The organism is Flavobacterium sp. Root186 (assembly GCF_001428525.1).
GTDB lineage: Bacteria > Bacteroidota > Bacteroidia > Flavobacteriales > Flavobacteriaceae > Flavobacterium.
This window is the reverse complement of the sequence record NZ_LMHW01000017.1, coordinates 216,201-238,187: the sequence shown is the minus strand read 5'-3', so window position 1 is coordinate 238,187 and position 21,987 is coordinate 216,201. Positions and strand designations below refer to the sequence as shown.

The 21,987-nt window shown below is 33.4% G+C and carries 17 protein-coding genes; 10 read left to right on the top strand and 7 right to left on the bottom strand.

What is annotated here, in order from left to right:
• Positions 1-42: 42 nt before the first annotated feature.
• Positions 43-3,138, bottom strand: a complete 3,096-nt coding sequence (locus ASD98_RS23270; protein WP_056209602.1) for an efflux RND transporter permease subunit — start codon at positions 3,136-3,138, stop codon at positions 43-45.
• 107 nt (positions 3,139-3,245) lie between these two features.
• A complete protein-coding gene (locus ASD98_RS23265) occupies positions 3,246-4,304 on the bottom strand; it encodes an efflux RND transporter periplasmic adaptor subunit (protein ID WP_056209842.1) in 1,059 nt (352 codons plus the stop codon).
• Between the two features lie 570 nt (positions 4,305-4,874).
• On the opposite strand from ASD98_RS23265, the gene ASD98_RS23260 reads away from it, so the two are divergent.
• From ASD98_RS23260 to ASD98_RS23250, 3 genes are all read left to right on the top strand, one after another.
• Positions 4,875-5,474 (top strand): peroxiredoxin, encoded by a 600-nt coding sequence (locus tag ASD98_RS23260; RefSeq protein WP_056209599.1) that lies wholly within the window; start codon positions 4,875-4,877, stop codon positions 5,472-5,474.
• Between the two features lie 30 nt (positions 5,475-5,504).
• Positions 5,505-6,359, top strand: a complete 855-nt coding sequence (locus ASD98_RS23255) for a hypothetical protein (protein ID WP_056209597.1) — start codon at positions 5,505-5,507, stop codon at positions 6,357-6,359.
• Positions 6,360-6,436: 77 nt separating this feature from the next.
• Positions 6,437-7,036 (top strand): PAS domain-containing protein, encoded by a 600-nt coding sequence (locus ASD98_RS23250; protein ID WP_056209594.1) that lies wholly within the window; start codon positions 6,437-6,439, stop codon positions 7,034-7,036.
• Positions 7,037-7,284: 248 nt separating this feature from the next.
• Here ASD98_RS23250 and recG read toward each other — a convergent pair whose 3' ends face one another.
• Complete coding sequence (gene recG / locus ASD98_RS23245) at positions 7,285-9,393, bottom strand: ATP-dependent DNA helicase RecG (protein ID WP_056209591.1); 2,109 nt, start codon at positions 9,391-9,393, stop codon at positions 7,285-7,287.
• 208 nt (positions 9,394-9,601) lie between these two features.
• Between recG and ASD98_RS23240 the strand changes: the two genes are divergently transcribed.
• Both ASD98_RS23240 and ASD98_RS23235 read left to right on the top strand, forming a co-directional pair.
• On the top strand, positions 9,602-11,380 hold the full coding sequence (locus ASD98_RS23240; protein WP_056209586.1) for a hypothetical protein: 1,779 nt from the start codon (positions 9,602-9,604) through the stop codon (positions 11,378-11,380).
• Positions 11,381-11,431: 51 nt separating this feature from the next.
• Complete coding sequence (locus ASD98_RS23235) at positions 11,432-11,971, top strand: DUF1697 domain-containing protein (protein WP_056209582.1); 540 nt, start codon at positions 11,432-11,434, stop codon at positions 11,969-11,971.
• Between the two features lie 87 nt (positions 11,972-12,058).
• Here the strand turns inward: ASD98_RS23235 and ASD98_RS23230 are convergent, their stop codons facing one another.
• Positions 12,059-12,802 carry a diphthine--ammonia ligase gene (locus ASD98_RS23230; protein ID WP_056209579.1) on the bottom strand — a complete coding sequence of 248 codons (744 nt, stop codon included), beginning with the start codon at positions 12,800-12,802 and terminating at the stop codon, positions 12,059-12,061.
• Positions 12,803-12,895: 93 nt separating this feature from the next.
• Here ASD98_RS23230 and ASD98_RS23225 point away from each other — a divergent pair, with 93 nt between their 5' ends.
• Positions 12,896-14,956, top strand: a complete 2,061-nt coding sequence (locus tag ASD98_RS23225; protein WP_056209576.1) for a M1 family aminopeptidase — start codon at positions 12,896-12,898, stop codon at positions 14,954-14,956.
• A 113-nt stretch (positions 14,957-15,069) separates the two neighbouring features.
• The gene (locus ASD98_RS23220) at positions 15,070-15,969 is read left to right on the top strand and encodes a patatin family protein (protein WP_056209573.1); all 900 of its coding nucleotides are present in this window, start codon (positions 15,070-15,072) and stop codon (positions 15,967-15,969) included.
• Between the two features lie 70 nt (positions 15,970-16,039).
• Here ASD98_RS23220 and ASD98_RS23215 read toward each other — a convergent pair whose 3' ends face one another.
• Complete coding sequence (locus ASD98_RS23215) at positions 16,040-16,561, bottom strand: hypothetical protein (RefSeq protein ID WP_053471407.1); 522 nt, start codon at positions 16,559-16,561, stop codon at positions 16,040-16,042.
• Between the two features lie 115 nt (positions 16,562-16,676).
• Here ASD98_RS23215 and ASD98_RS23210 point away from each other — a divergent pair, with 115 nt between their 5' ends.
• Entirely contained in the window at positions 16,677-17,444 is a 768-nt protein-coding gene (locus ASD98_RS23210; RefSeq protein WP_056209570.1) for a TSUP family transporter, read from the top strand.
• Positions 17,445-17,533: 89 nt separating this feature from the next.
• Here ASD98_RS23210 and ASD98_RS24635 read toward each other — a convergent pair whose 3' ends face one another.
• Complete coding sequence (locus tag ASD98_RS24635; RefSeq protein ID WP_369814804.1) at positions 17,534-17,698, bottom strand: T9SS type A sorting domain-containing protein; 165 nt, start codon at positions 17,696-17,698, stop codon at positions 17,534-17,536.
• A gap of 218 nt (positions 17,699-17,916) precedes the next feature.
• Between ASD98_RS24635 and ASD98_RS23205 the strand changes: the two genes are divergently transcribed.
• Positions 17,917-20,253 (top strand): ATP-dependent helicase, encoded by a 2,337-nt coding sequence (locus tag ASD98_RS23205; protein WP_056209568.1) that lies wholly within the window; start codon positions 17,917-17,919, stop codon positions 20,251-20,253.
• Positions 20,254-20,332: 79 nt separating this feature from the next.
• Entirely contained in the window at positions 20,333-20,953 is a 621-nt protein-coding gene (locus ASD98_RS23200) for an L-threonylcarbamoyladenylate synthase (RefSeq protein ID WP_056209563.1), read from the top strand.
• Between the two features lie 189 nt (positions 20,954-21,142).
• On the opposite strand, the gene ASD98_RS23195 is transcribed toward ASD98_RS23200, so the two are convergent.
• Positions 21,143-21,976 carry an OmpA family protein gene (locus ASD98_RS23195; RefSeq protein ID WP_053471411.1) on the bottom strand — a complete coding sequence of 278 codons (834 nt, stop codon included), beginning with the start codon at positions 21,974-21,976 and terminating at the stop codon, positions 21,143-21,145.
• Positions 21,977-21,987 lie beyond the last annotated feature (11 nt).

Sequence of the window (21,987 nt, the reverse complement as noted above, 5' to 3'; positions counted from 1 at the left end):
AAACTCTATTAATTAATTCGTGAATTCGTGGCCAATAAATATTTATTTACTTTCTTTTTCGTATTCGTCGATACGATCAAATTCAGGATAATGTTTTCTGGCTTTAGACCACATAAAATAGATTGCCGGAATAACAAAAAGAGTCAGCGCCAAAGAGAAAATTGTTCCTCCCACAATTACAACTCCCATACCAATTCTACTGGTAGAAGCGGCTCCAAGCGACATAGCAATTGGTAATGCTCCTAGTGCAATCGCTAAACTCGTCATTAAAATAGGACGTAAACGTGCTTCTGATGCTTCTAGAATGGCTTCCATTTTTGGTTTGCCCTGTTCTCGTAACTGATTGGCAAATTCGACAATCAAAATACCGTTTTTAGTAACCAGACCAATAAGCATTACGGTTCCAATCTGGCTGAAAATATTCCATGTCTGGTTGAATAACCAAAGCGAAAATAAAGCTCCGGCAACCGCCATTGGCACTGTTAATATGATAATAAACGGATCGATAAAACTCTCAAATTGCGCTGCAAGAATCAGGAAAATCAATAATAAAGCTAATCCAAATGCAAAAGATGTATTAGAACTACTCTCAACAAAATCTCGTGATTCTCCACTTAAATCTGTTGTAAAACTGTCGTTTAAAACTTTGGCTTTAATTCTGTCCATTTCCTGAATACCATCGCTGATACTTTTTCCCGGTGCTAAACCAGCAGCAACAGTTGCAGACATATAACGGTTGTTGTGGTACAATTGCGGCGGATTACTTTGCTCTGCAACATTTACAACGTTGTCCATTTGAATTAATTGTCCGTTTTTGTTTTTCACAAACATCGAAGTTAAATCCAGAGGTTTTGATCTGTCTTTTTGATCAAACTGACCAATAACCTGATATTGTTTTCCGTTTTTAATGAAATATCCAAAACGCTGTCCACTCAATGAAAGCTGTAAAGTTTGTGCAATATCAATAATCGAAATTCCTAAGCTCTCTGCTTTTGCACGGTCAATACTTACGTTAATCTCAGGTTTATTGAATTTCAAGTTAACATCGGTAGTAGAGAAAACATCGCTTTTACCAACTTCATCCATAAAAACAGGAATTTTTTCTTTTAATTTTTCAAAATTCGGGGCCTGAATAATATATTGAATTGGTAAACCGCCACGTCTGTTTACAGCAATTGTAGGCTGCTGTGTTACAGAAGTTTTAGCATTAGGATATTGTTTTGTCCACTTTGTTAATTCGTCTGCAATATCTTTTTGTGATTTTTTTCTTTCCTCGACATCTTTCAAGGTAAGTCTGACTAATCCGCTGTTAACCGAATTTGAGCTAAATCCGGGAGAAGTAATTACTAAACTCACTTTTTTCTCCGGAATTGAATCATCAATCAATTTTGAGATTTCCTGCATAAAACGGTCTGTATATTCGTATGAAGATCCTTCGGGAGTTGTCATACGCATGGTTACAGAACCACGGTCGTCATAAGGAGCTGTTTCTTTTGGAAGAATGGTAAAGAATAAATAAATCAATCCAAAACAAACAATTAAAATCGGGAAACTAATCCATTTTTTATCCATGAATTTGGTTAAAGCCTCAGCATAACCGCTATTCATTTTTTCAAAGAAAGGCTCCGTTTTTATATAGAATTTAGATTTTTTCTGTTCGCCGCCTTTCATTAAATAAGCATTCAGCATTGGTGTTAAAGTCAATGATACAAAGGCAGAAATTAAAACCGCTGCACCAATTACAACTCCAAATTCCCTAAAAAGCCGGCCTACGAAACCTTCTAAGAAAATTACAGGTAAAAATACCGCTGCAAGTGTTACCGAAATCGAAATTACGGCATAGAAAATTTCATTTGAACCTTTAATTGACGCTTCAATTGGCGACATTCCTTCTTCGACCTTTTTAAAGATATTTTCGGTAACTACAATTCCGTCATCCACAACTAAACCTGTAGCTAAAACGATCGCTAATAAAGTTAATACGTTGATTGAGAACCCAAAAAGCCACATAATAAAGAAAGTAGCAATTAACGAAACCGGAATATCAATTAAAGGTCTGAAGGCAATTGCCCAGTCTCTAAAGAAAAGATAAATAATAATGATTACCAGAATAATCGAAATTCCTAAAGTTTCAGCAACTTCAAGTACTGATTTCTTTACGAAAATAGTGTTGTCAAGCGCGATATTCAGTTTAATATCTTTTGGAAGATCCTTTTTTAAAGCATCATATTTTTTATAAAACTCTTTCGAAATGTCTAAATAGTTAGCTCCCGGCATTGGCACAATTGCCAAACCAATTAAAGGAAGTCCTGACTGGCTTAGTTTTGTTTCTAAATTTTCAGGTCCTAATTCTGCGCCGCCCACATCACTTAAACGAACAATTTTATCTCCGTCGGTACGGATAATAATATTGTTGAATTCTTCGGCTTTTGATAAGTTACCGATTGTTTTTACGGTTAATTCGGTATTATTTCCTGTCAGTTTTCCCGAAGGCAATTCGACATTTTGTGCATTTAAGGCATCACGAACTTCGGCAACCGTACAGCCGTAGGCCGTTAATTTTACAGGATCAATCCATAAACGCATTGCGTAACGTTTTTGTCCCCAAATCTGCACACTGCTCACACCCGGGATTGTCTCTAATCGCTGTGAAATAACATTTTCTGCATAATCACTTAATTCTAAAGAACTTCTGGTATCACTTTGAACGGTCATCGAAATAATCGCGTCACTATCAGCATCGGCTTTTGATACAACCGGCGCTGCATCAATATCTTGCGGTAAACTCCTAATGGCTTGCGATACTTTATCACGTACGTCATTTGCAGCTTCTTCTAAATCTTTGTCAAGATTAAACTCGATAGTAATATTACTGCTTCCCTGATTACTTGAAGAGGTTATATTTCGTATTCCGTCGATCGCATTTACAGCTTTTTCAAGCGGTTCTGTAATCTGCGATTCTATAATGTCGGCATTAGCACCTGTGTAACTTGTTCTGATAGAAACCTGTGCCGGGTCGATGGAAGGAAATTCTCGCACACCCAAAAATGTATAACCAATAAAACCGAATAATATGATTAATAAATTCAGTACAATGGTTAAAACAGGTCTTCTTATACTTGTAGTTGATAAACTCATTTGTGATTTTAGATTTTAGATTGTTGATTTTAGATTTCCGATTTATTGCTAAATCTTTCTGCCATCTTTAAATCTATATTCAAGTCTTATGACTTTGGACTTTATGACTATTTTACTATAACTTTAATTGGAGCTTCATTTTTTAAAGACATAACCCCGCTTGTTATTAAAGTATCTCCGGCTTTTAATCCTGATAAAATCAAAATAGAAGCATCAGTTCTTGTTGTTGCATCGACCATAACTTCTTTGGCTTTGCCCATATTTGCAATAAAAACTTTTTTACCGTCTTGTACAGGAACAATAGCCTGAGAAGGTACAACTATAGCATCTTTAATAATGTTTAATGGTAATTTTACATCAGCAAAAGTTCCGGGAAAAAGTTTTCCATCCGTATTATCTGCAATAGCACGAATTTGTAATGTACGCGTTGCAACTGCAATTTCAGGCTCGATTGCGTAAATTTTTGCTGAATAGGTCTGATCAGATCCGGAAACATTAAAATCGATTGATGAACCGGATTTTACCTGCGCCGCATATTTCTCCGGAATTGAGAATGTAATTTTTAATTTTCCTGTATTGACCAATTTTGCTACCAAAACTGTTGGTGTTATATAGGTTCCCGGCGAAATATAACGTAAACCTACTTTTCCTGAAAATGGTGCTTTTACAGAGGTTTTAGATATTTGTGCTCTAATTAACTGACTTTGTGCCTGTGCCGAAGCATAATCTGCTCTTGCTACATCTGCTTCTTCCTGGCTGATGGCTTCTTTTTGAAGTAAAAGTTTTGCTCTTCTTTCGTTTTCGGCAGCCAAGCCTTCTTTGGTTACAGCTTGTCTTAATTGGGCTTTTAATTCGATGTCGTTTACTTTAAAAAGCACCTGACCTTTATTTACATAAGTTCCTTCATTAAAATAAATACCTTCTACAATTCCCGAAACTTCACTATGAATCTCAATTTGTTCGTTTGCTTCGATTGAACCTGATAAAGATAAGTTGTTATCAAATGTAGAAGTTTTAACTACAAGTCCGGTTACAGTTGTCGGCTTATCTTTGTCGCCAAATTTTTTTGATTCGTCATTTTTGCTTTTATTGGATACTATTCGATAGGTAATAAATCCTCCTAAAACGATGATTATCAAGGCGTAGATTAGGTGTTTTAATTTCATAAAATTTAGGTGAATGTTTTTTTGTTGTATGTTTTTTTGCAACTAGCAAATTTAACTTTTTGTACTGAAACCAAAAGGCGTTAGCTTTTATTTAACACTTGGATTACAATAATTTCAAATCGTTTTCATGAGCTTTAATTGCAAAAGTTTGCTTTTAGATATCGTTTTTAAGAAAAGGTTTAACTGCAAATGCCGTTTTTTTTAATAATTCTTAACAATTAGCTTGGTTTTTACGCTATGTATCTTTTAATCAAACAGATGAAATTTTATTCTGTATAGTAACAAAATTTTATGTTTTTAATTTTTATCTTGTTTATCTCCAATGATTGCTAATACTTTGTAATTTTTTCACGTATTTGTCCGATTTTTTTTGCACTTTATCGAATTTATTTGTAACATTACTATCTTAAACAAAATGTGAATTTTACCAATAATACTTATAAAATTAAGTAGGATTATTAGCTAAAATAGTGAGTTAGGTGTGGTTTTTTAGGTTTTTTACAGAAATTATTTAATAATTATATTAACAAGTGTTTATATTTTTTATTCTTAATTACTAAAAAATAATATATGAAGAAAAAAATACTCTTAGCTTTATGGTTTACACTTTTACTATTTTCAATTGGCTATCTTTTTTGGCAGAATGAATTCAAATATAGCCTGCCAACGCCAATTCCGAAGAATTATCATGCTATAGCAATGGGCTCTAAAATTGATTTGTCGCAATGCTGTGCATTTGATAGCAAACCTGTTTTTTTTCACTTCTTTAATCCGGATTGTCCGTGCTCACGTTTTAATGTGCCGCATGTGAGTGATTTGATAAAGAAATATGGCGATAAAGTCAATTTTAAAATTGTTGTTCTAAACAAAAAGAAAACTTTTTCTATAGCAGAAATTCAGCAAAAATTTGGAGCAGAAATTCCCGTTTATTTTGATGAAGGTATAGCTCAAAAATGCGGTGTGATTTCGACCCCGCAGGCTGTTCTTTTAGATGCTGATCATAATTTATATTACCGTGGTAATTACAATAAAACAAGATACTGCACAGACGCAGAAAGTAATTACGCCCAAATGGCGATTGATTCGCTGTTAAAACAAAATATTTCGCCCTCATTTAATGCTTTAGCTCTCAGAGCTTACGGATGTTCATTACCAAATTGCACTAAATAAAATCTATCACTAACTAAAATTTTTAAACCTATGAAAACAAAAGCCAGTTTAAATGAGCAAGATTATCTGCACAGTTTTATGTCGACCATGACACAAAAATCAGATGTCATTATTAATTATGTTCTCGCCGTTTATTTTCTTCTCGGAATCGGATTATCTTTTAAGTATGATACATTCGAAATTGGAGTAGGAGTTGGAACGCTGAATCTTTTGGCGTACTATTCGGCCAAGTTTTTTCTAAAGAATTCCAAATTTTATCAATACGTTTTATCGGTTGTGCTGGCGGTATTTATGGCGCAGTATATTTACCAAATGCACGGTTTATTCGAAATGCATTTTACGGTTTTCATTGCCAGTACGATTTTAATTATTTATCAAAACTGGAAACTGCAGATTCCGTTAACGCTTCTGGTTGTGCTTCATCATGCTGGTTTGGCTTATTTGCAAAACTTTGTTTATAATGACGCAAACGGACTTCAGGTTTATTTTTCGCAGGTAAATTTTGATCTAGAAACGCTTATCATTCATACCGTTTTGGCTGCCGTTGTATTTTTTATGAATGGTTATTGGGCTTATTATTTTAAAGAACACAGCCACAATCATATTTCTAAAATTTCTGATGAATATGAATTAGAAAACATGAAACTGGCTTCTGCCAAATACAGTTCATTGTCGGCAACGAAAGAATATAATGATTTTATTCACAGAACAACTTTAGATTTGAAACTTCCGGTAAATTCTGTTTTAAAACTAATTGATGTTTCAAAAGGACATACAGATAATGATAAACTTTTGACCTATTTAGATATGATGCGTGAAAGTGCCAAAAAAATCGATGATTTAGTAAATGATATTCATGTAAAGTCTACTGATACCAGAAATTAAAAATTGTAAAACCAGTTTTCCAAACAAACATTTTTACATGCACAATCAATCATTTATTAATTATTAGCAGCAAATTTATGGATACGAGATTTAACCGTCCAACGCCTTCTGACAGAGAAGTTGATTGGAATAAAAATAAAGTATTACTTAGTAAAACAGATAAAAACGGAACAATTCTTTATGCCAATGAAGATTTTATAGATGTCTCAGGATATGATGAATTTGAACTTGTAGGACAGCCTCACAATATTGTGAGGCATCCTGATATGCCTAAAGTGATTTTTAAATTCTTATGGGATAGCATTAAATCAAGCGAGAACATTCATGTTATTATAAAGAATATGGCAAAAACCGGTCGTTATTATTGGGTTGTAACCGATTTTAAAATTATTGCCGATGCAGATGGAGATATTGTAGGGTACTTTGGAACCAGAAAATCTGTTCCCGAACCTCTCATTACAAAATTTATTGAACCGCTGTACAAAAAGCTATTACAGATTGAAGAAGCAAGCGGTCTAATTGCTTCAGAAGAATATTTGGTTGGTTTTTTAGAAGAGCGAAAAAAAACATACATGGAATATATTGACCATTTAATTGCTACAGGAAAAGATGATAAAAATAAAATAAGCAAGGGTTTATTCAGCGGTTTATTCGACAAAACTCCGCCCAAAAAATAGCTTAATAAATATGCTTCATTGTGTCGGCGTAATATTCAATCAAAATTTGCTCCCCAACAAATCTAATCACCTGAATATTTAAAACTTATTGATGCAGTGGAGTGTATTTTTTTTGAAGGTACAAAGGTTCAAAGTGACAAAGGGACAAAGTTTTTTTTGTTTTATAAGTCTTCGACTTCGCTCAGGATGACATTCGTCAAGTTAAAACCTCTGAACCTTTGTCACTTTGTATCTTTGTCACTTTGAACTTACGAGATATAATTCCAAATATTTTTCTTCTTCGTCAATTCTATAAATACCATTTTTAGAATAGCATGTTCTGGTTTTTGCAGCGGAGCGTCTTCTTTTAAAACTTTTAAGGCATAGTTTCTAGCCAGAGATAAAATGTCGCGATCTCGCACAATATCTGCTATTTGTAAATTTAAAACACCACTTTGCTGTGTTCCCATTAAATCTCCTGGACCGCGAAGTTTTAAGTCGACTTCGGCGATTTCGAAACCGTCGTTCGTTTGAACCATCGTTTCCATTCTTGTTTTACTGTCGGTGCTTAATTTGTGGCTTGTCATTAGAATACAATAACTCTGTTCGGCGCCACGGCCTACACGTCCGCGTAATTGGTGCAGCTGTGATAAACCAAAACGTTCAGCACTTTCGATAATCATAACGCTGGCATTCGGAACATTGACGCCAACTTCAATTACAGTTGTTGCGACCATAATATTGGTTTTTCCTTCAGAAAAACGTTTCATTTCGGCATCTTTATCGGCAGGTTTCATTTTGCCGTGCAGAATCGAAATCGAATATTGCGGCAGCGGAAAATCTCTCGAAATACTTTCGTAACCGTCCATTAAATCCTTATAATCCATCTTTTCAGATTCCTGAATTAACGGATATACGATATAAATTTGTCTCCCTTTTGCAATTTCATCGCGCAGGAATTTCCAGACTTTTAATCGGTTCGTATCAAAGCGATGTGCAGTTTCAATAGGTTTTCTTCCCGGCGGTAATTCATCTATTACAGAAATATCTAAATCTCCATATAAACTCATAGCCAAAGTTCTCGGAATTGGCGTCGCCGTCATAACCAAAACGTGTGGCGGAATATCATTTTTCTTCCACAATTTAGATCTTTGTTCGACACCAAAACGGTGCTGCTCGTCAATAACGGCCAATCCTAAACTTTGAAATTTTACTTTATCTTCTAACAAAGCGTGCGTTCCAATTAAAATCTGCAGATTCCCGTTTTCAAGTTCTTCATGAATAATTTTCCTTTCAGAAGTTTTAGTAGAACCTGTTAATATTTTAATTTTGATATTTAGCGTATTAGCAAATTTAGACAATCCAATAAAATGCTGATTTGCCAGAATTTCTGTTGGAGCCATTAAACAAGCCTGAAAGCCATTGTCAATTGCCAAAAGCATGCTCATAAAAGCAACGATAGTTTTTCCCGATCCAACATCTCCCTGAAGCAATCGGTTCATTTGGGCATTGCTTCCCATATCGGAGCGGATTTCTTTTATTACCCTTTTTTGAGCATTTGTCAGATCAAACGGCAGATGATTTTGATAAAAATCATTAAAAAGTTCGCCTACTTTTGTAAATGGATGCCCTTTTATTTTATGTTTTCTAATTAAGTTTTTAGTAATTAATTGTAATTGAATAAAAAACAATTCTTCAAACTTTAATCGGAATTGGGCTTTCGCCAAAGCATCTGCACTCTTAGGAAAATGTATATTAAACAAAGCCGCCCTTTTCGGAATCAGCTTTAACTCTTCTATTAAATAAGCCGGGAAAGTTTCGGTAAACAAAGCCTGAGTTTCAATAAACAATTGTTCCATCATTTTATTGATCGTTCGGTTTGAAATTCCTCGATTTGTCAGCGTTTCTGTAGAAGGATAAACCGGCTGCATGGCAGAACGAAGACTTTTTTCGTGCTCGCTTAACAACTCAATTTCCGGATGCGCCATACTGAATTGGCTTCCGTATAAAGAACATTTTCCAAAAATAACAAGCTGTTCGTTTAGTTTTAAGCTTTCGCGAATCCATTTATGGCCTTGAAACCAGTTCAGTTCAATCATTCCGGTTTCATCAACAAAACTGGCAACCAAACGTTTTTTGTTTTTGGCAAATTCAACCGTTTTTATATTGATAATTTTTCCAATGATCTGAACCTCAGTTCCCGTATTTTGCAATTCGTTAATCTTATAATAACGTGTCCTGTCGATGTATCGATTTGGATAAAAATTGACCAAGTCTCCATATTTATGAATTCCCAATTCCTTACGAAGCAATTGACCGCGACTTGGGCCAACACCTTTTAAGTATTCGATAGGAGTTTCCAGGAGATTATTAGACATTTATTAATTTTAGATTGTTGATTTCAGATTTTAGAAGCAAGAACCAGGAAAATAGACTATAGATTTTTTCTGTTTTCTATATTCTTTTTTCTTTCAAAAAGCGAAGATAGATTTTAATTACATAATTTGAAAATCTGAAATACTGAGATAAGCATTTTAATAAATAAAGATAATTCTTAGATTTGTTTAACTATAAGCCACTAAAAAAATGAGTAAAGAAGAAAAAGTTCCTTTTGAAACAATTGAGTTTGCAGGTGTTACGTTCAAAGTTATTAATAGAGACGAAGCCCATACTATTATTGGAGATCTTACCGATTTTAACAATCAAAAAATCTACAATGTTTTTGAAGATACCTGGCGTTTTCCTGATTATGAAGAAAATCCGATATTTTTATTAGCAGAAGATGATGTAGAAATGGAATCATTTGAAATGGATTTCACTACAGAAGAACATCAGGATATTTTTATTCTGGGATTTATTTTTAAAGGAAACCTGAATGTCAAAAAAATTATAAGTTCTTTTGATACAGATAATTCGCCCGCTTTGATTGTTTTGGGAGAAACTACTACGGTAAATATAACTTTGTTCGGAAGTGTACATTATTTAGGCGGAGGCTTAAAATGTGATACCATTATTGGTGAATACAATCACGGAGAACTTTTTGTAAAAGGCGATGTTACAGCGTGGCTAATTTACAGTGACGATATGCTGATGCATTTTGAACGTTTTACAGATGTTCAGGCAATAGTAAATGTAAACAGACCGGATATTATGATTTGCAGCAACCTTAGTGATGGAGACGGGAATATAATTACAATAGAAAACTACTTTCCTTCAACTCATAAACTATCTGATATTGTTGACGATTCTTTTATCGAACATTCAGGATATGGAACTGAAATATTAGGAAATAATTATCATGAGGATGTTTTTAGAGAAGGACTTTCGATCCTTGATTACGATAAAAAAGAAAAGTATATGTATACTGATTTTCGCAGTCAGTTTATAAATATGGTCGAAGTTTTGTCTCAATTAGAATATATAAAACACATAGGCAGAATTAGTAAAAAGAGCGGAATAAACGAATATTCGTTTATTCCTTTTACTTATGAAGGAATAAAATACAGCCAGATTTCAGAAGAAATTGGAAATGGCTTTAATATTAAAATGCGTGCTTTATGGTGCCATGATGATGAAGAAATTACGCTCGTTTTGGAATATCTTGATGAAGATGGAGATACCAAATATCAATGGGCAAATAATGAAACTGCACCCGGAATAGAAATGTTTTGTGTAAAATGTGCAGCAATAGAAGCCTTTGAAGTATTGACAAAAGAAACTTCTGTTGAAGATGAAGAAGATGATGACGATGACGAAACAGAATACCAAGAATATGATAATAGTTTTTCATTAGAAGAATTTTCAGTTCAGTTTGGCCGTTATGCTTTACCGAAAGATTTAGTAAAATTATATGAGTTTGATCAAAATTATGGGTCAGAAACGTATTCAGAATGTTTTGGTTTGCTGATATATGATGACAAAACCGGAATAAAAACTTGGTCTGAAGAAGAAGAATTTTATACTAGTTTTATTGAATTTGCAGGTGCAAACGGTTCAGGAAGTTCTTACGCATACTGGCTTATTGATAAAGATTTAAATAATTGCCCGATAGTAGTTTTTGGTGATGAAGGCGGAATTCATGTTGTGGCCGAAAATATCCGTAAATTAATTCATCTTTTAACTTTAGATACTGAAATTTCAGTCGATTTTGACAACGCTTATTTCTATAAAGATGAAGAATATTACGAAGAAATTGAAAATAAAGAAGAATTTCAAGAATGGGTTAAAGAGGAATTTAATTTAAAGCCAATAGAAACTAACGAAGAAGCTGATGAAATTGTAAATCAAGCCAAAGCGAAGTATAAAAAACAACTCAACGATTTTTTAATCAAGTTTGATATAGAAATTGGTGAAGATGAAGACTAGTTTTGATATAATGAATAAATGAATATTTATCTTTGACTAAAATTTTAAAAAATGACAACACATTTAGCACTTCTTCGCGGTATCAATGTTTCTGGCCATAATATGATGAAAATGGATGCTTTGAAAACAATGTTGGAAAATATAGGTTTTCAAAATGTTCGTACCTATCTGCAATCCGGAAATGTTTTTGTTGATAGTGAAGAAGACGCTGCAAAAGTGGGTTTTATGATCAAACAGGAAATCTTCAAGGTTTTTGGGCATGAAGTTCCTACGATTGTTATTACCAAAGAAGATCTTGAATTGTGTTTTAAAAACAGTCCCTATATAAAAGAAAAAGATATTGATACTAAAAAATTATATGTTGCTTTTGTTTCGACTGTATTGAAAAAAGAAAATATTAATGATTTAAAAATCAGTCAGTTTAAGCCCGATGAAGCCAATATCGACGGAAACAGAATTTTTATTAAATATGATATAGGAGCCGGAAAAACCAGATTAGAAGGCAAGTATATCGAGAAGAAACTGAACGTCATAGTAACAATGCGCAATTGGAATACGGTTACGAATTTGTTAGCAATGTATAATGAATAAATTTTAGCCGCAAATTACACAAATTATCACAAATCAATTCGTGAAAATTTGTGTAATTCGTGGCAAATTTTTATGCTCAGTTGGTCATTACTTCGGGATTAGGTCACAATACCAAAATCCAAAATCAAAAGCATCTGCAGCACTTGTATCGCAGGCTTTATTGGATGAATCATCACTTTTAGGTTTTTCATATTTTCGATAAACAATTTCACCAATTTCAAAATGAATAGGTTTAGAAAAAATTGGCCCATCAAAAGTAAAAGTGTGAAATTCTCCGTTTTCACCGCAGACATCAACGTTTTCAGGTAAATCATTTATAAAGTTCTGATCAATAATTCGGCCGACAAAACTTTTATCTAAATATCTTTCGTTTACGCAAACAACAATCGTTTTAAATCCAAGCGAAATAAATTCCTGAATTAAATCGTGAGATGGTATTTTCCAAATGGGAAAAATACCTTCGAAACCTATTTTTGCCAATTGTTCTTCACGATATTTTCGTAAATCTTCCAGAAAAATATCTCCAAAAACAGAGTACATGATTCCTTGGTTTTTTAGTTCCGTCAAAGTTTTGATCATTACATTTTCGTAAACTTCCATTGTCGGCATTTCCGGAACCTCCATAATTTTTAAAGGAATTCCGATGCTTTCTGCTTGAGCCTGCAACAATTCAACGCGAACGCCGTGCATGGAAATTCGTTGATATTGCTGATTTACACTCGTTAATAAACATTCGATTTTAAATTCAGGATTTTGAAGAATCTTGTATAAAGTTAAGGCAGAGTCTTTTCCGCTGCTCCAGTTAAATAAGGTTTTTTTGAGTGTAGGCACGCTTGGTTATTTTTGTATGTAAACTTACGAATTTCATTCGATTTGTTGTGGAAACCTTTGTAACTTTGGGTTTTTGCCACTAATCTATTTTCAATGAAATACATTTTTCTCTTTATAACCACTTTCATTTTTGCACAGCAAACCAAATATGTTGATTTTAAATCGGTTTCGGGACAATTAAATATCGTCGATTCCCAAAAAATAATTTACGGGCAAGTAGATTATAATTTTGATGTTTTACAGCCTATTGATACCATAAAAATCGATGCAAAAAACATGCAGTTTACAAATGTTCAAATTGGAGGAAAAGACGTGGTTTTTGTTAATACAGGTAAAGAATTACAAATCATCAATAATTTTCAGAAAGGAAATAACCATCTGACTTTCAATTATAACGTAAAACCAAAACAAGCATTGTATTTTGTAAATATTGAAAATGACGATATTCAAATCTGGACTCAGGGTCAGGGAAGATACACCAGTAACTGGTTTCCGAGTTTTGATGATGTGAATGAAAAAGTGATTTTCAATCTCGGAATTACCTATAAAAAAGACTATCAGGTGGTTTCAAACGGAGTTTTAAAAAGTAAAATGGAGAAAGATAATTTACTGCATTGGCAATACCAAATGGAAAACCCAATGAGTTCTTATTTATTGGTGCTTTCTATTGGGAAATATGATAAAAAGCTATTTACTTCGAAATCTAAAATCCCATTAGAATATTACATTGAAAACAAAGATGCTGCATGTTTTGAACCTACATATCGTTATTCGAAGCGAATTTTTGATTTTCTGGAAAAAGAGATTGGAGTAAAATATCCGTGGAAAGTTTTCAGGCAGATTCCGGTTCGCGATTTTTTATATGGCGGAATGGAAAACACGACAACTACACTTTTTACGACACGTTATGTAGTGGATAATATTGGTTTCACAGATCGAAATTATACTAATGTTGATGCTCATGAACTGGCACATCATTGGTTTGGAGATTTAATTACCGCCGAAAGCAGCACGCATCATTGGCTCCAGGAAGGTTTTGCAACTTATTATGCATTATTGGCTGAAAGAGATATTTTTGGAGACGATTATTTTTATGCCAAATTATATGATACAGCACAGCAGATAAAATTTGCTTCAAGAACAGATACCATTCCGGTTTTAAATGGAAAAGCCAGTTCGCTGACTTTTTATGAAAAAGGAGCATGGGCACTTTTCGTTTTGCATGAATCTATTAGCGACAAAGCCTTTAAAAAAGCGGTAAAAAGTTATTTGAATAAATATGCATTTAAGAATGTAAACACGCAGAATTTCTTCGATGAAATTAAAAAAGTATCCAATTTCGATTTGGTTCAGTTTCAGAAAACCTGGCTGGAATCTACTGCTTTTGATACGCCGACAGCCAATGCTTTATTAAGTAAAAATAAGGCAATTAAAGTGCGCTTGGAAGTAGATAAATTAAAGAAAACACCTCTAAAAGAAAAGATTGATTTTTTCACTAAAACCATAGATTCAGATATTCATTATTCAGTAAAAGAAGCAATTATTTCGCAATTGCAGACTGAAAAATATGAAGATAAAAAAGAGTTGCTACAGAAAGCATTGCATCAAAATAATGTACAGCTGCGCCAGACTTTAGCAGAAACTTTATCCAAAATACCGGAAGATTTTAGAACAGAATATGAAACGCTGCTGGATGATAAATCATATCAAACACAAGAAGCTGCGTTGTTTTATTTATGGAATAATTTCCCGAATCATAGAAAAGAATATCTTGATAAGTCGAAAAACTGGATTGGTTTTAACGATTATAACCTTCGTGCTTTATGGCTTTCACTTGCCTTATCGACTCCTGATTACAGCAGCAATGCTAAGGAATTAATAAATGAATTAATTGCTTTTTCTACAACAAAATATGAAGCGACTACACGCCAGAATGCACTAGAAAAATTGATTGCTTTTAAGTTTATTAACGATGATGTTTTAACGAATTTGGTTAACGCTACAACGCACCATATGTGGCAGTTTTCAAAATTTGGAAGAGATTCAATCAGGATTTTATTAAAAAATTCAGAAATGCGTGCTTCATTTAATAGAATTTTGCCTAATTTGACCCCCGATGAACAGTTTCAATTGAATCGTTTATTGAAAGAATAAAAGAGAATAGAAGCAAGAAATAGAATAAAGATTTTATCGGTACTAAAAAATCTTGATTCTTTTATCTTTTTTTCTCTTTAAAAAATCCAAAAACAAAACCTACTATATATTTTATGAGAGCATTAGTTATTTCTGGCGGCGGAAGTAAAGGCGCCTTCGCCGGAGGAGTTGCACAGTATTTAATAGAAGAAAAACGACATGAATACGATTTATTTATAGGAACATCTACAGGAAGTTTACTTATTCCGCATTTAGCTCTCGGTCATATCAAAAAAATACATTCCGTTTATACAAATGTTACGATGTCAAGTATTTTTAATATCTGCCCATTTGTAGTAAAAGTAAAAGAAGGAGTAGATATTGTGACGATTAATCACTTTAATGTACTTCGTCAGTTTTTTAAAGGAAAGAGAACTTTTGGCGAAAGCAAAGGTTTAAAGAAATATATTCGAAATAATTTTTCTCTCTCTGATTTCAATAATCTTAAAAAGATGAATAATGACGTAATTATTACGGTCACTAATTTTACTAAAAACGAATCAGAATACAAATCAGTAAAAGATTGTAGTTATGAAGAGTTTTGCGATTGGTCTTGGATCTCCAGTAATTATGTTCCATTTATGAGTTTGGTTTCAAAAAATAATTACGAATATGGCGATGGTGGATTTTCAAGTTTGGTTCCAATTCGAGAAGCTATTAACCGCGGCGCAACAGAAATCGATGTTATTATCTTAGAAACTGAAGTCAATACAAGTAAAACGGTTATTGGTAAAAATCCATTTTCTTTAATGATTGATTTGTTCCGAATTGCTTTAGATCAGGTTGAGAAACATGATATTGCTATAGGAAAACTTATGGCAAACACTAAAGATGTAAAACTTAATTTATATTATACTCCCACTAAATTAACCGATAATGCACTAATTTTCAATAAAGAAATAATGAAAGAATGGTGGAAGCAAGGTTACGAATATGCTCAGAATAAGTCTGAAGTTATGAGTGATAACAGGTAATTTTAGAATTCAGATTTTAGAATTTAGATTGTTTCTGAAATAATCTAAAATCTGAATTCTAAAATATTTTTTACCAAAGTTCTGCAACCTCATTCTTAATATATCCTAAAGCAGCATTGCTTGGAGATTGTTTTTCTAATAATTCATTCAAAATAACTTCACGAAGCTTATCTGCACTGTCAACACGGTCACTCATGGCAGCTTTACGAATCATTTGGATAGTAGAGTTTTTTGCAGTTGTAATTATTGTCCAGCATTCATCAGACATATAAATTTGCTGCGTTAAATTGTGTTCAAATTCTTGTTCAATTTGGTCAATTACAAAGTTTTCGTAATCATGTTTATCGTGTGAAATAGGAGTGATTCTGATTAATAACTTGGTCAAATTGATGCGCTCTAAAAATAAAGTCATACGTTCGTAAGCTTGCAAACGTATAGGAAGTGATTCTTTATGCGCTTGTCTGTTTAACAAAAAAGCACGCTTTTTATCATTGTTTTTAATGTGCAGTTCAAAAAAGCTGTAGGCTACAAATCCGGTAACAATAGCAGGTAATGTATAACTTGCTAATTCTATAATTCTTGTAAAATCCATTTGGGTAAATTTTTTTAGCAAAAATATACTTTTTGACGAGAAATCCACTTTAAATTTACACGAATAAACAAATTGTAAAACTTACTTTTGCAACTTGTTTTTTAATACACTTATAATGGATTTATACATAATAGTTTTTCTTTGTTTAGCTGCTTTTGCGGCAGGATTTATTGATGCAATTGTAGGCGGCGGCGGGCTTATCCAAACACCAATGGGATTAATTTTGTTGCCAAATCTGCCTGTTTCAACAGTTATTGGTACTTTAAAAATCCCGGCTTTCAGTGGGACAGCTTTTGCCGCTTTTCAATATCTGAAAAAGGTAGTTATTCAATGGAAATTGCTTTTAATTATGATGTGTCTTGCAGTTCCTTCGGCATTTTTAGGTTCTACTATTTTGACTTTGGTCAGCAATGATTTTATGAAACCGCTTTTGCTTGTCGTTTTATCATTGTTGTTTATATATACTTACGCAAAGAAAAACTTCGGACAGCATGTTGCCAAAGACCATTCGCCAGCAACACAAATAATTTATGCAGTTGTCATTAGTATAATTGTTGGTTTCTATGATGGATTTATTGGCCCGGGAACCGGAAGTTTTTTTGTTGTGGCTTTTATTGCTCTTTTGGGGTTTGATTTTTTGCACGCTTCTGCAAATGCTAAAATGGTAAATCTGGCGACGAATTTTGGTTCAATCTGTTTATTTCTGATAAAAGGAAAAATCATTTGGGCGATTGCAATTCCTATGGCAATTAGCAACGGACTCGGAGGCTGGCTTGGTGCGAAACTGGCAATCAATAAAGGAAATGGTTTTATTAGAATTTTCTTTTTGGTTGTTGTTGTGGGAACTTTGATTCGATTTGCGTACGATGTGTTTTATAAGTAAAAGTTCTCGGTAGTTAAATATTTTAAGAATATTTCTTCTCCTGAGTAATCAGGAGAAGAAAACATATCTTTTTAAATAGTATAAGATCACTATTTTTTGATGGTTTTTATAATTGTAAATTTATCTTCAGAGTATATTTTCACAAAGTATAAATCTGGGCTTAATGGTGTAAAATCAATTTTCACATTGTCTGCATTATAATCATTATCAAGTAATAATTGACCTAGTGCACTGTAAACTTGTACCTTATTAATTTCCTCACTATTTTGAATCTAGCCTCGATAGAGGCGGTATCCTCGCATCCCCGATGGCTATCGGGAGGAGAGATATAGCCGAAAGCGGGAAACCATGTTTAATAAAATGCCTATTCTTTGGGTTCAAAAAATACAAAAACTTAGCAGCTTAGAACCTCAGAATCTTAGTAGCTTATTAAAAGTATAATTCTTATTTTTGCATAAAGGAGAAAAATTACATGCAGAAATATATTGACCAGCTCAACGAAGCACAAAGACAACCCGTTTTACAAAAAGACGGGCCAATGATTATTATTGCTGGTGCAGGTTCGGGAAAAACCCGTGTTTTAACTATTAGAATTGCTTATTTGATGGCTCAGGGTGTTGATGCCTTCAATATTTTGTCGCTTACTTTTACCAATAAAGCGGCTCGTGAGATGAAGCACAGGATTTCGGATATTGTGGGAGCATCTGAGGCAAAAAACCTTTGGATGGGAACTTTTCACTCTGTTTTTGCCCGTATTCTTCGATCAGAATCAGATCATTTGGGTTATCCATCAAATTTTACAATTTATGATTCTCAGGATTCGGCCAGACTGATTTCTTCCATTATTAAAGAAATGCAGCTGGATCGTGATATCTATAAACCAAAACAGATTTTAGGCCGTATATCTAGTTATAAGAACAGTTTAATTACAGTAAAAGCATATTTCAATAATCCGGAATTAATCGAGGCTGATGCTATGGCAAAAAGACCGAGATTAGGAGAAATTTATCAGCAGTATGTAGAACGTTGTTTTAAAGCAGGAGCAATGGATTTTGATGATTTATTACTGAAAACAAATGAGCTGCTGACTCGTTTCCCTGAGGTTTTAGCAAAATATCAAGACCGTTTCCGTTATATTCTGGTTGATGAGTACCAAGATACGAATCACTCTCAGTATTTGATTGTTAGGGCTTTGTCTGATAGATTTCAGAATATTTGTGTCGTAGGAGATGATGCACAGAGTATTTATGCCTTCCGTGGAGCGAATATCAATAATATCCTGAATTTCCAAAAGGATTATGAAGGTGTAGTAATGTATCGTTTAGAGCAAAATTATCGTTCTACCCGAAATATTGTAGAAGCGGCAAATACAATAATGGAACATAATAAAACCAAGCTAGATAAAGTAGTTTGGACTGCAAATGAATTTGGTCCAAAAATTAAAATACATCGAAGTTTAACGGATGCCGAAGAAGGCCGTTTTGTAGCGAGTACGATTTTTGAACAAAAAATGCAGAACCAGCTTCATAATGGATCTTTTGCGATTTTATATCGTACTAATGCTCAGTCGCGTGCGATGGAGGATGCGTTAAGAAAACGTGATATTCCATATAGAATTTATGGTGGATTATCATTCTATCAACGTAAGGAAATTAAAGATGTTTTGTGTTATTTACGTTTAGTAATAAACCCGAAAGATGAAGAAGCTTTGATTCGTGTAATCAATTATCCGGCACGTGGAATTGGAGATACAACAGTAGAAAAATTGACAATTGCTGCCAATCATTACAAACGTTCGATTTGGGAAGTAATGGTGAACATTGATAAAATCGATTTGAAACTGAATACTGGAACAAAAAATAAATTGAAAGATTTTGTAACGATGATTCAGAGTTTTCAGGTTATTGATCAAAATCAGGATGCTTTTTATATAACAGATCATGTTGCGAAGAAAACGGGTTTGGTTCAGGAATTAAAGAAAGATGCGACTCCGGAAGGAATGGCAAAAATTCAGAATATTGAAGAGCTTTTAAACGGTATTAAAGATTTTACAGAAGGGCAAAAAGAGATTGATGGCGCAAGAGGAGCTTTGTCTGAGTTCATGGAAGATGTAGCGCTTGCAACTGATTTAGATAAAGATACTAACGATGAAGATCGTGTTGCACTAATGACGATTCACTTAGCAAAAGGGTTAGAGTTTCCTCATGTTTTTGTCGTGGGTATGGAAGAAGATTTATTTCCGAGTGCGATGAGTATGAGTACCAGAAGTGAATTAGAAGAAGAACGTCGTTTATTTTACGTAGCTTTAACTCGTGCAGAACATCAGGCGTATTTAACTTATGCAAACTCACGTTACCGTTGGGGAAAATTGACAGATAGCGAACCATCACGTTTTATTGAAGAAATTGATTCACAATATTTAGAATACTTAACTCCGGCGGAAAGTAATTACCGATATAAATCGCAAATTGACGGAGATATTTTTGGAGACATTGATAAATCAAAATTACGATTGGCAAAACCAATAGGAGGAACGCCGCCAAAGCACATTACAGATAACAACCCGAAACCGGATTTAAATATTCGTAAATTAAAACCTGTATCTGGAAATGCGCCGGAAAGTTCTAATACTAATTTGTTTGATAGTAAACTAACAATAGGAAATGTCGTAATGCATGAACGTTTCGGAAAAGGAGAAGTGATTAATTTAGAAGGGGTTGGAGCTGATAAAAAAGCCGAAATTAAATTTGAAGTAGGAGGAATTAAAAAACTTCTATTAAGATTTGCTAAATTAGATGTTGTAGGATAAGAATATTTGTTTCAGGTTTCAAGTTGTTGTTGAGTAACTTGAAACCTGAAACAAAATCAAACTTTAAACAAAAAACAAAATGGCTGAGTTCATAAAAATATATCCAGATAAACCTAGTGAAGCTGCAATTGCAAAAGTTGTAAAAGTGCTTCAGAATGGTGGATTGGTAATTTATCCAACAGATACTGTTTACGGTTTAGGTTGCGATATTACCAATTCGAGGGCATTAGAAAAAGTAGCGAAAATTAAAGGTGTCAAATTAGAGAAAGCAAATTTCTCGTTTATCTGCCATGATCTGAGCAATTTATCAGACTATGTTCGTCAAATTGATACTTCGACTTTTAAAATATTAAAAAGAGCATTGCCTGGGCCTTATACCTTTATTTTGCCTGGAAATAATAATCTGCCAAAAGAGTTTAAAAAGAAAACTACTGTTGGTATTCGTGTTCCTGACAATAATATTGTTTTAGAAATCGTTCGCCAGTTAGGAAACCCGATTGTTTCAACTTCGATTCGTGATGAAGATGATGTAATTGAGTATACTACAGATCCTGAATTGATTTTTGAAAAGTGGCAGAATTTGGTCGATATGGTAATTGATGGGGGATATGGAGATAATATTCCGTCAACAATTATAGATTTATCAGAGCATGAACCAGTTGTTGTAAGAGAAGGAAAAGGCGATATTGATATTTTGTAAAAAAATACCTAAATGGTATAAAAGTTAAAAAATTATAACTAACTTTAGTATAGTTAAAATTTAGTTAGTTAATAAAAATAATGTTGTCCTTGATTTCTGTTTAATTGGTTATTAAAAAAGATTAAGGATACAAAAAAAGCAGGTCAATTCGACCTGCTTTTTCTGTATATAAAGTATGTTACTTTAAAATTATTTTGCCTGTTTTTTCATTTCTTTCTCGATCATATCGTAGAATTGATCAATTTTAGGCATAACAACGATACGAGTTCTTCTGTTACGAGCTTTGTTTTCTGGAGAATCGTTTGCAACTAATGGTACGTATGAACTTCTACCAGCAGCAATTAATTTTGCAGGGTTAACATTTAAGTCATTTGTCAAGACACGAACGATAGAAGTAGAACGTTTAACACTTAAATCCCAGTTGTCTAGCAAAACTCCGTTGCTTTTGTAAGGAACATCATCTGTATGTCCTTCAACCATACACTCAAAATCTGGTTTGTCATTTACCACTTTTGCAACTTTAGCCAAAACTGATTTTGCTTTATCACTTACTTCATAGCTTCCGCTTTTGAATAATAATTTATCAGCGATAGAGATAAATACAACTCCTTTTTCAACATTGATCTCGATATCTGGATCGTTGATTCCAACTGCACCTTTTAAACTTGTAACTAATGCTAATGTTACACTGTCTTTTTTAGTAAGAGCATCTTGAAGTCTAGATATTTTTAAATCTTTCTCTTTTAAGCTTTCTAACGATTTTTCTAAGTTTTCTGCACCTTTAGTAGTTAAAACTGTTAAATCTTTAGAGCTGTTAATTAAGTCTTGATTGTGTTGTTTATAGCTTTCAGCTGTTGCTGCTAATCCTGCTTTTTCTTCCAGACAAGAATTTAATTTAACTGTGCAAGAGTTTAATAAATCTTGTGTCTCTTTTTGCTTAGCTTCTAATGCAGCATATTGCTTTTTCGATACACACGAAGTTAAGGCCATTAATACTGATAGTGCGATAACTATTTTTCTCATAGGTATTGTAT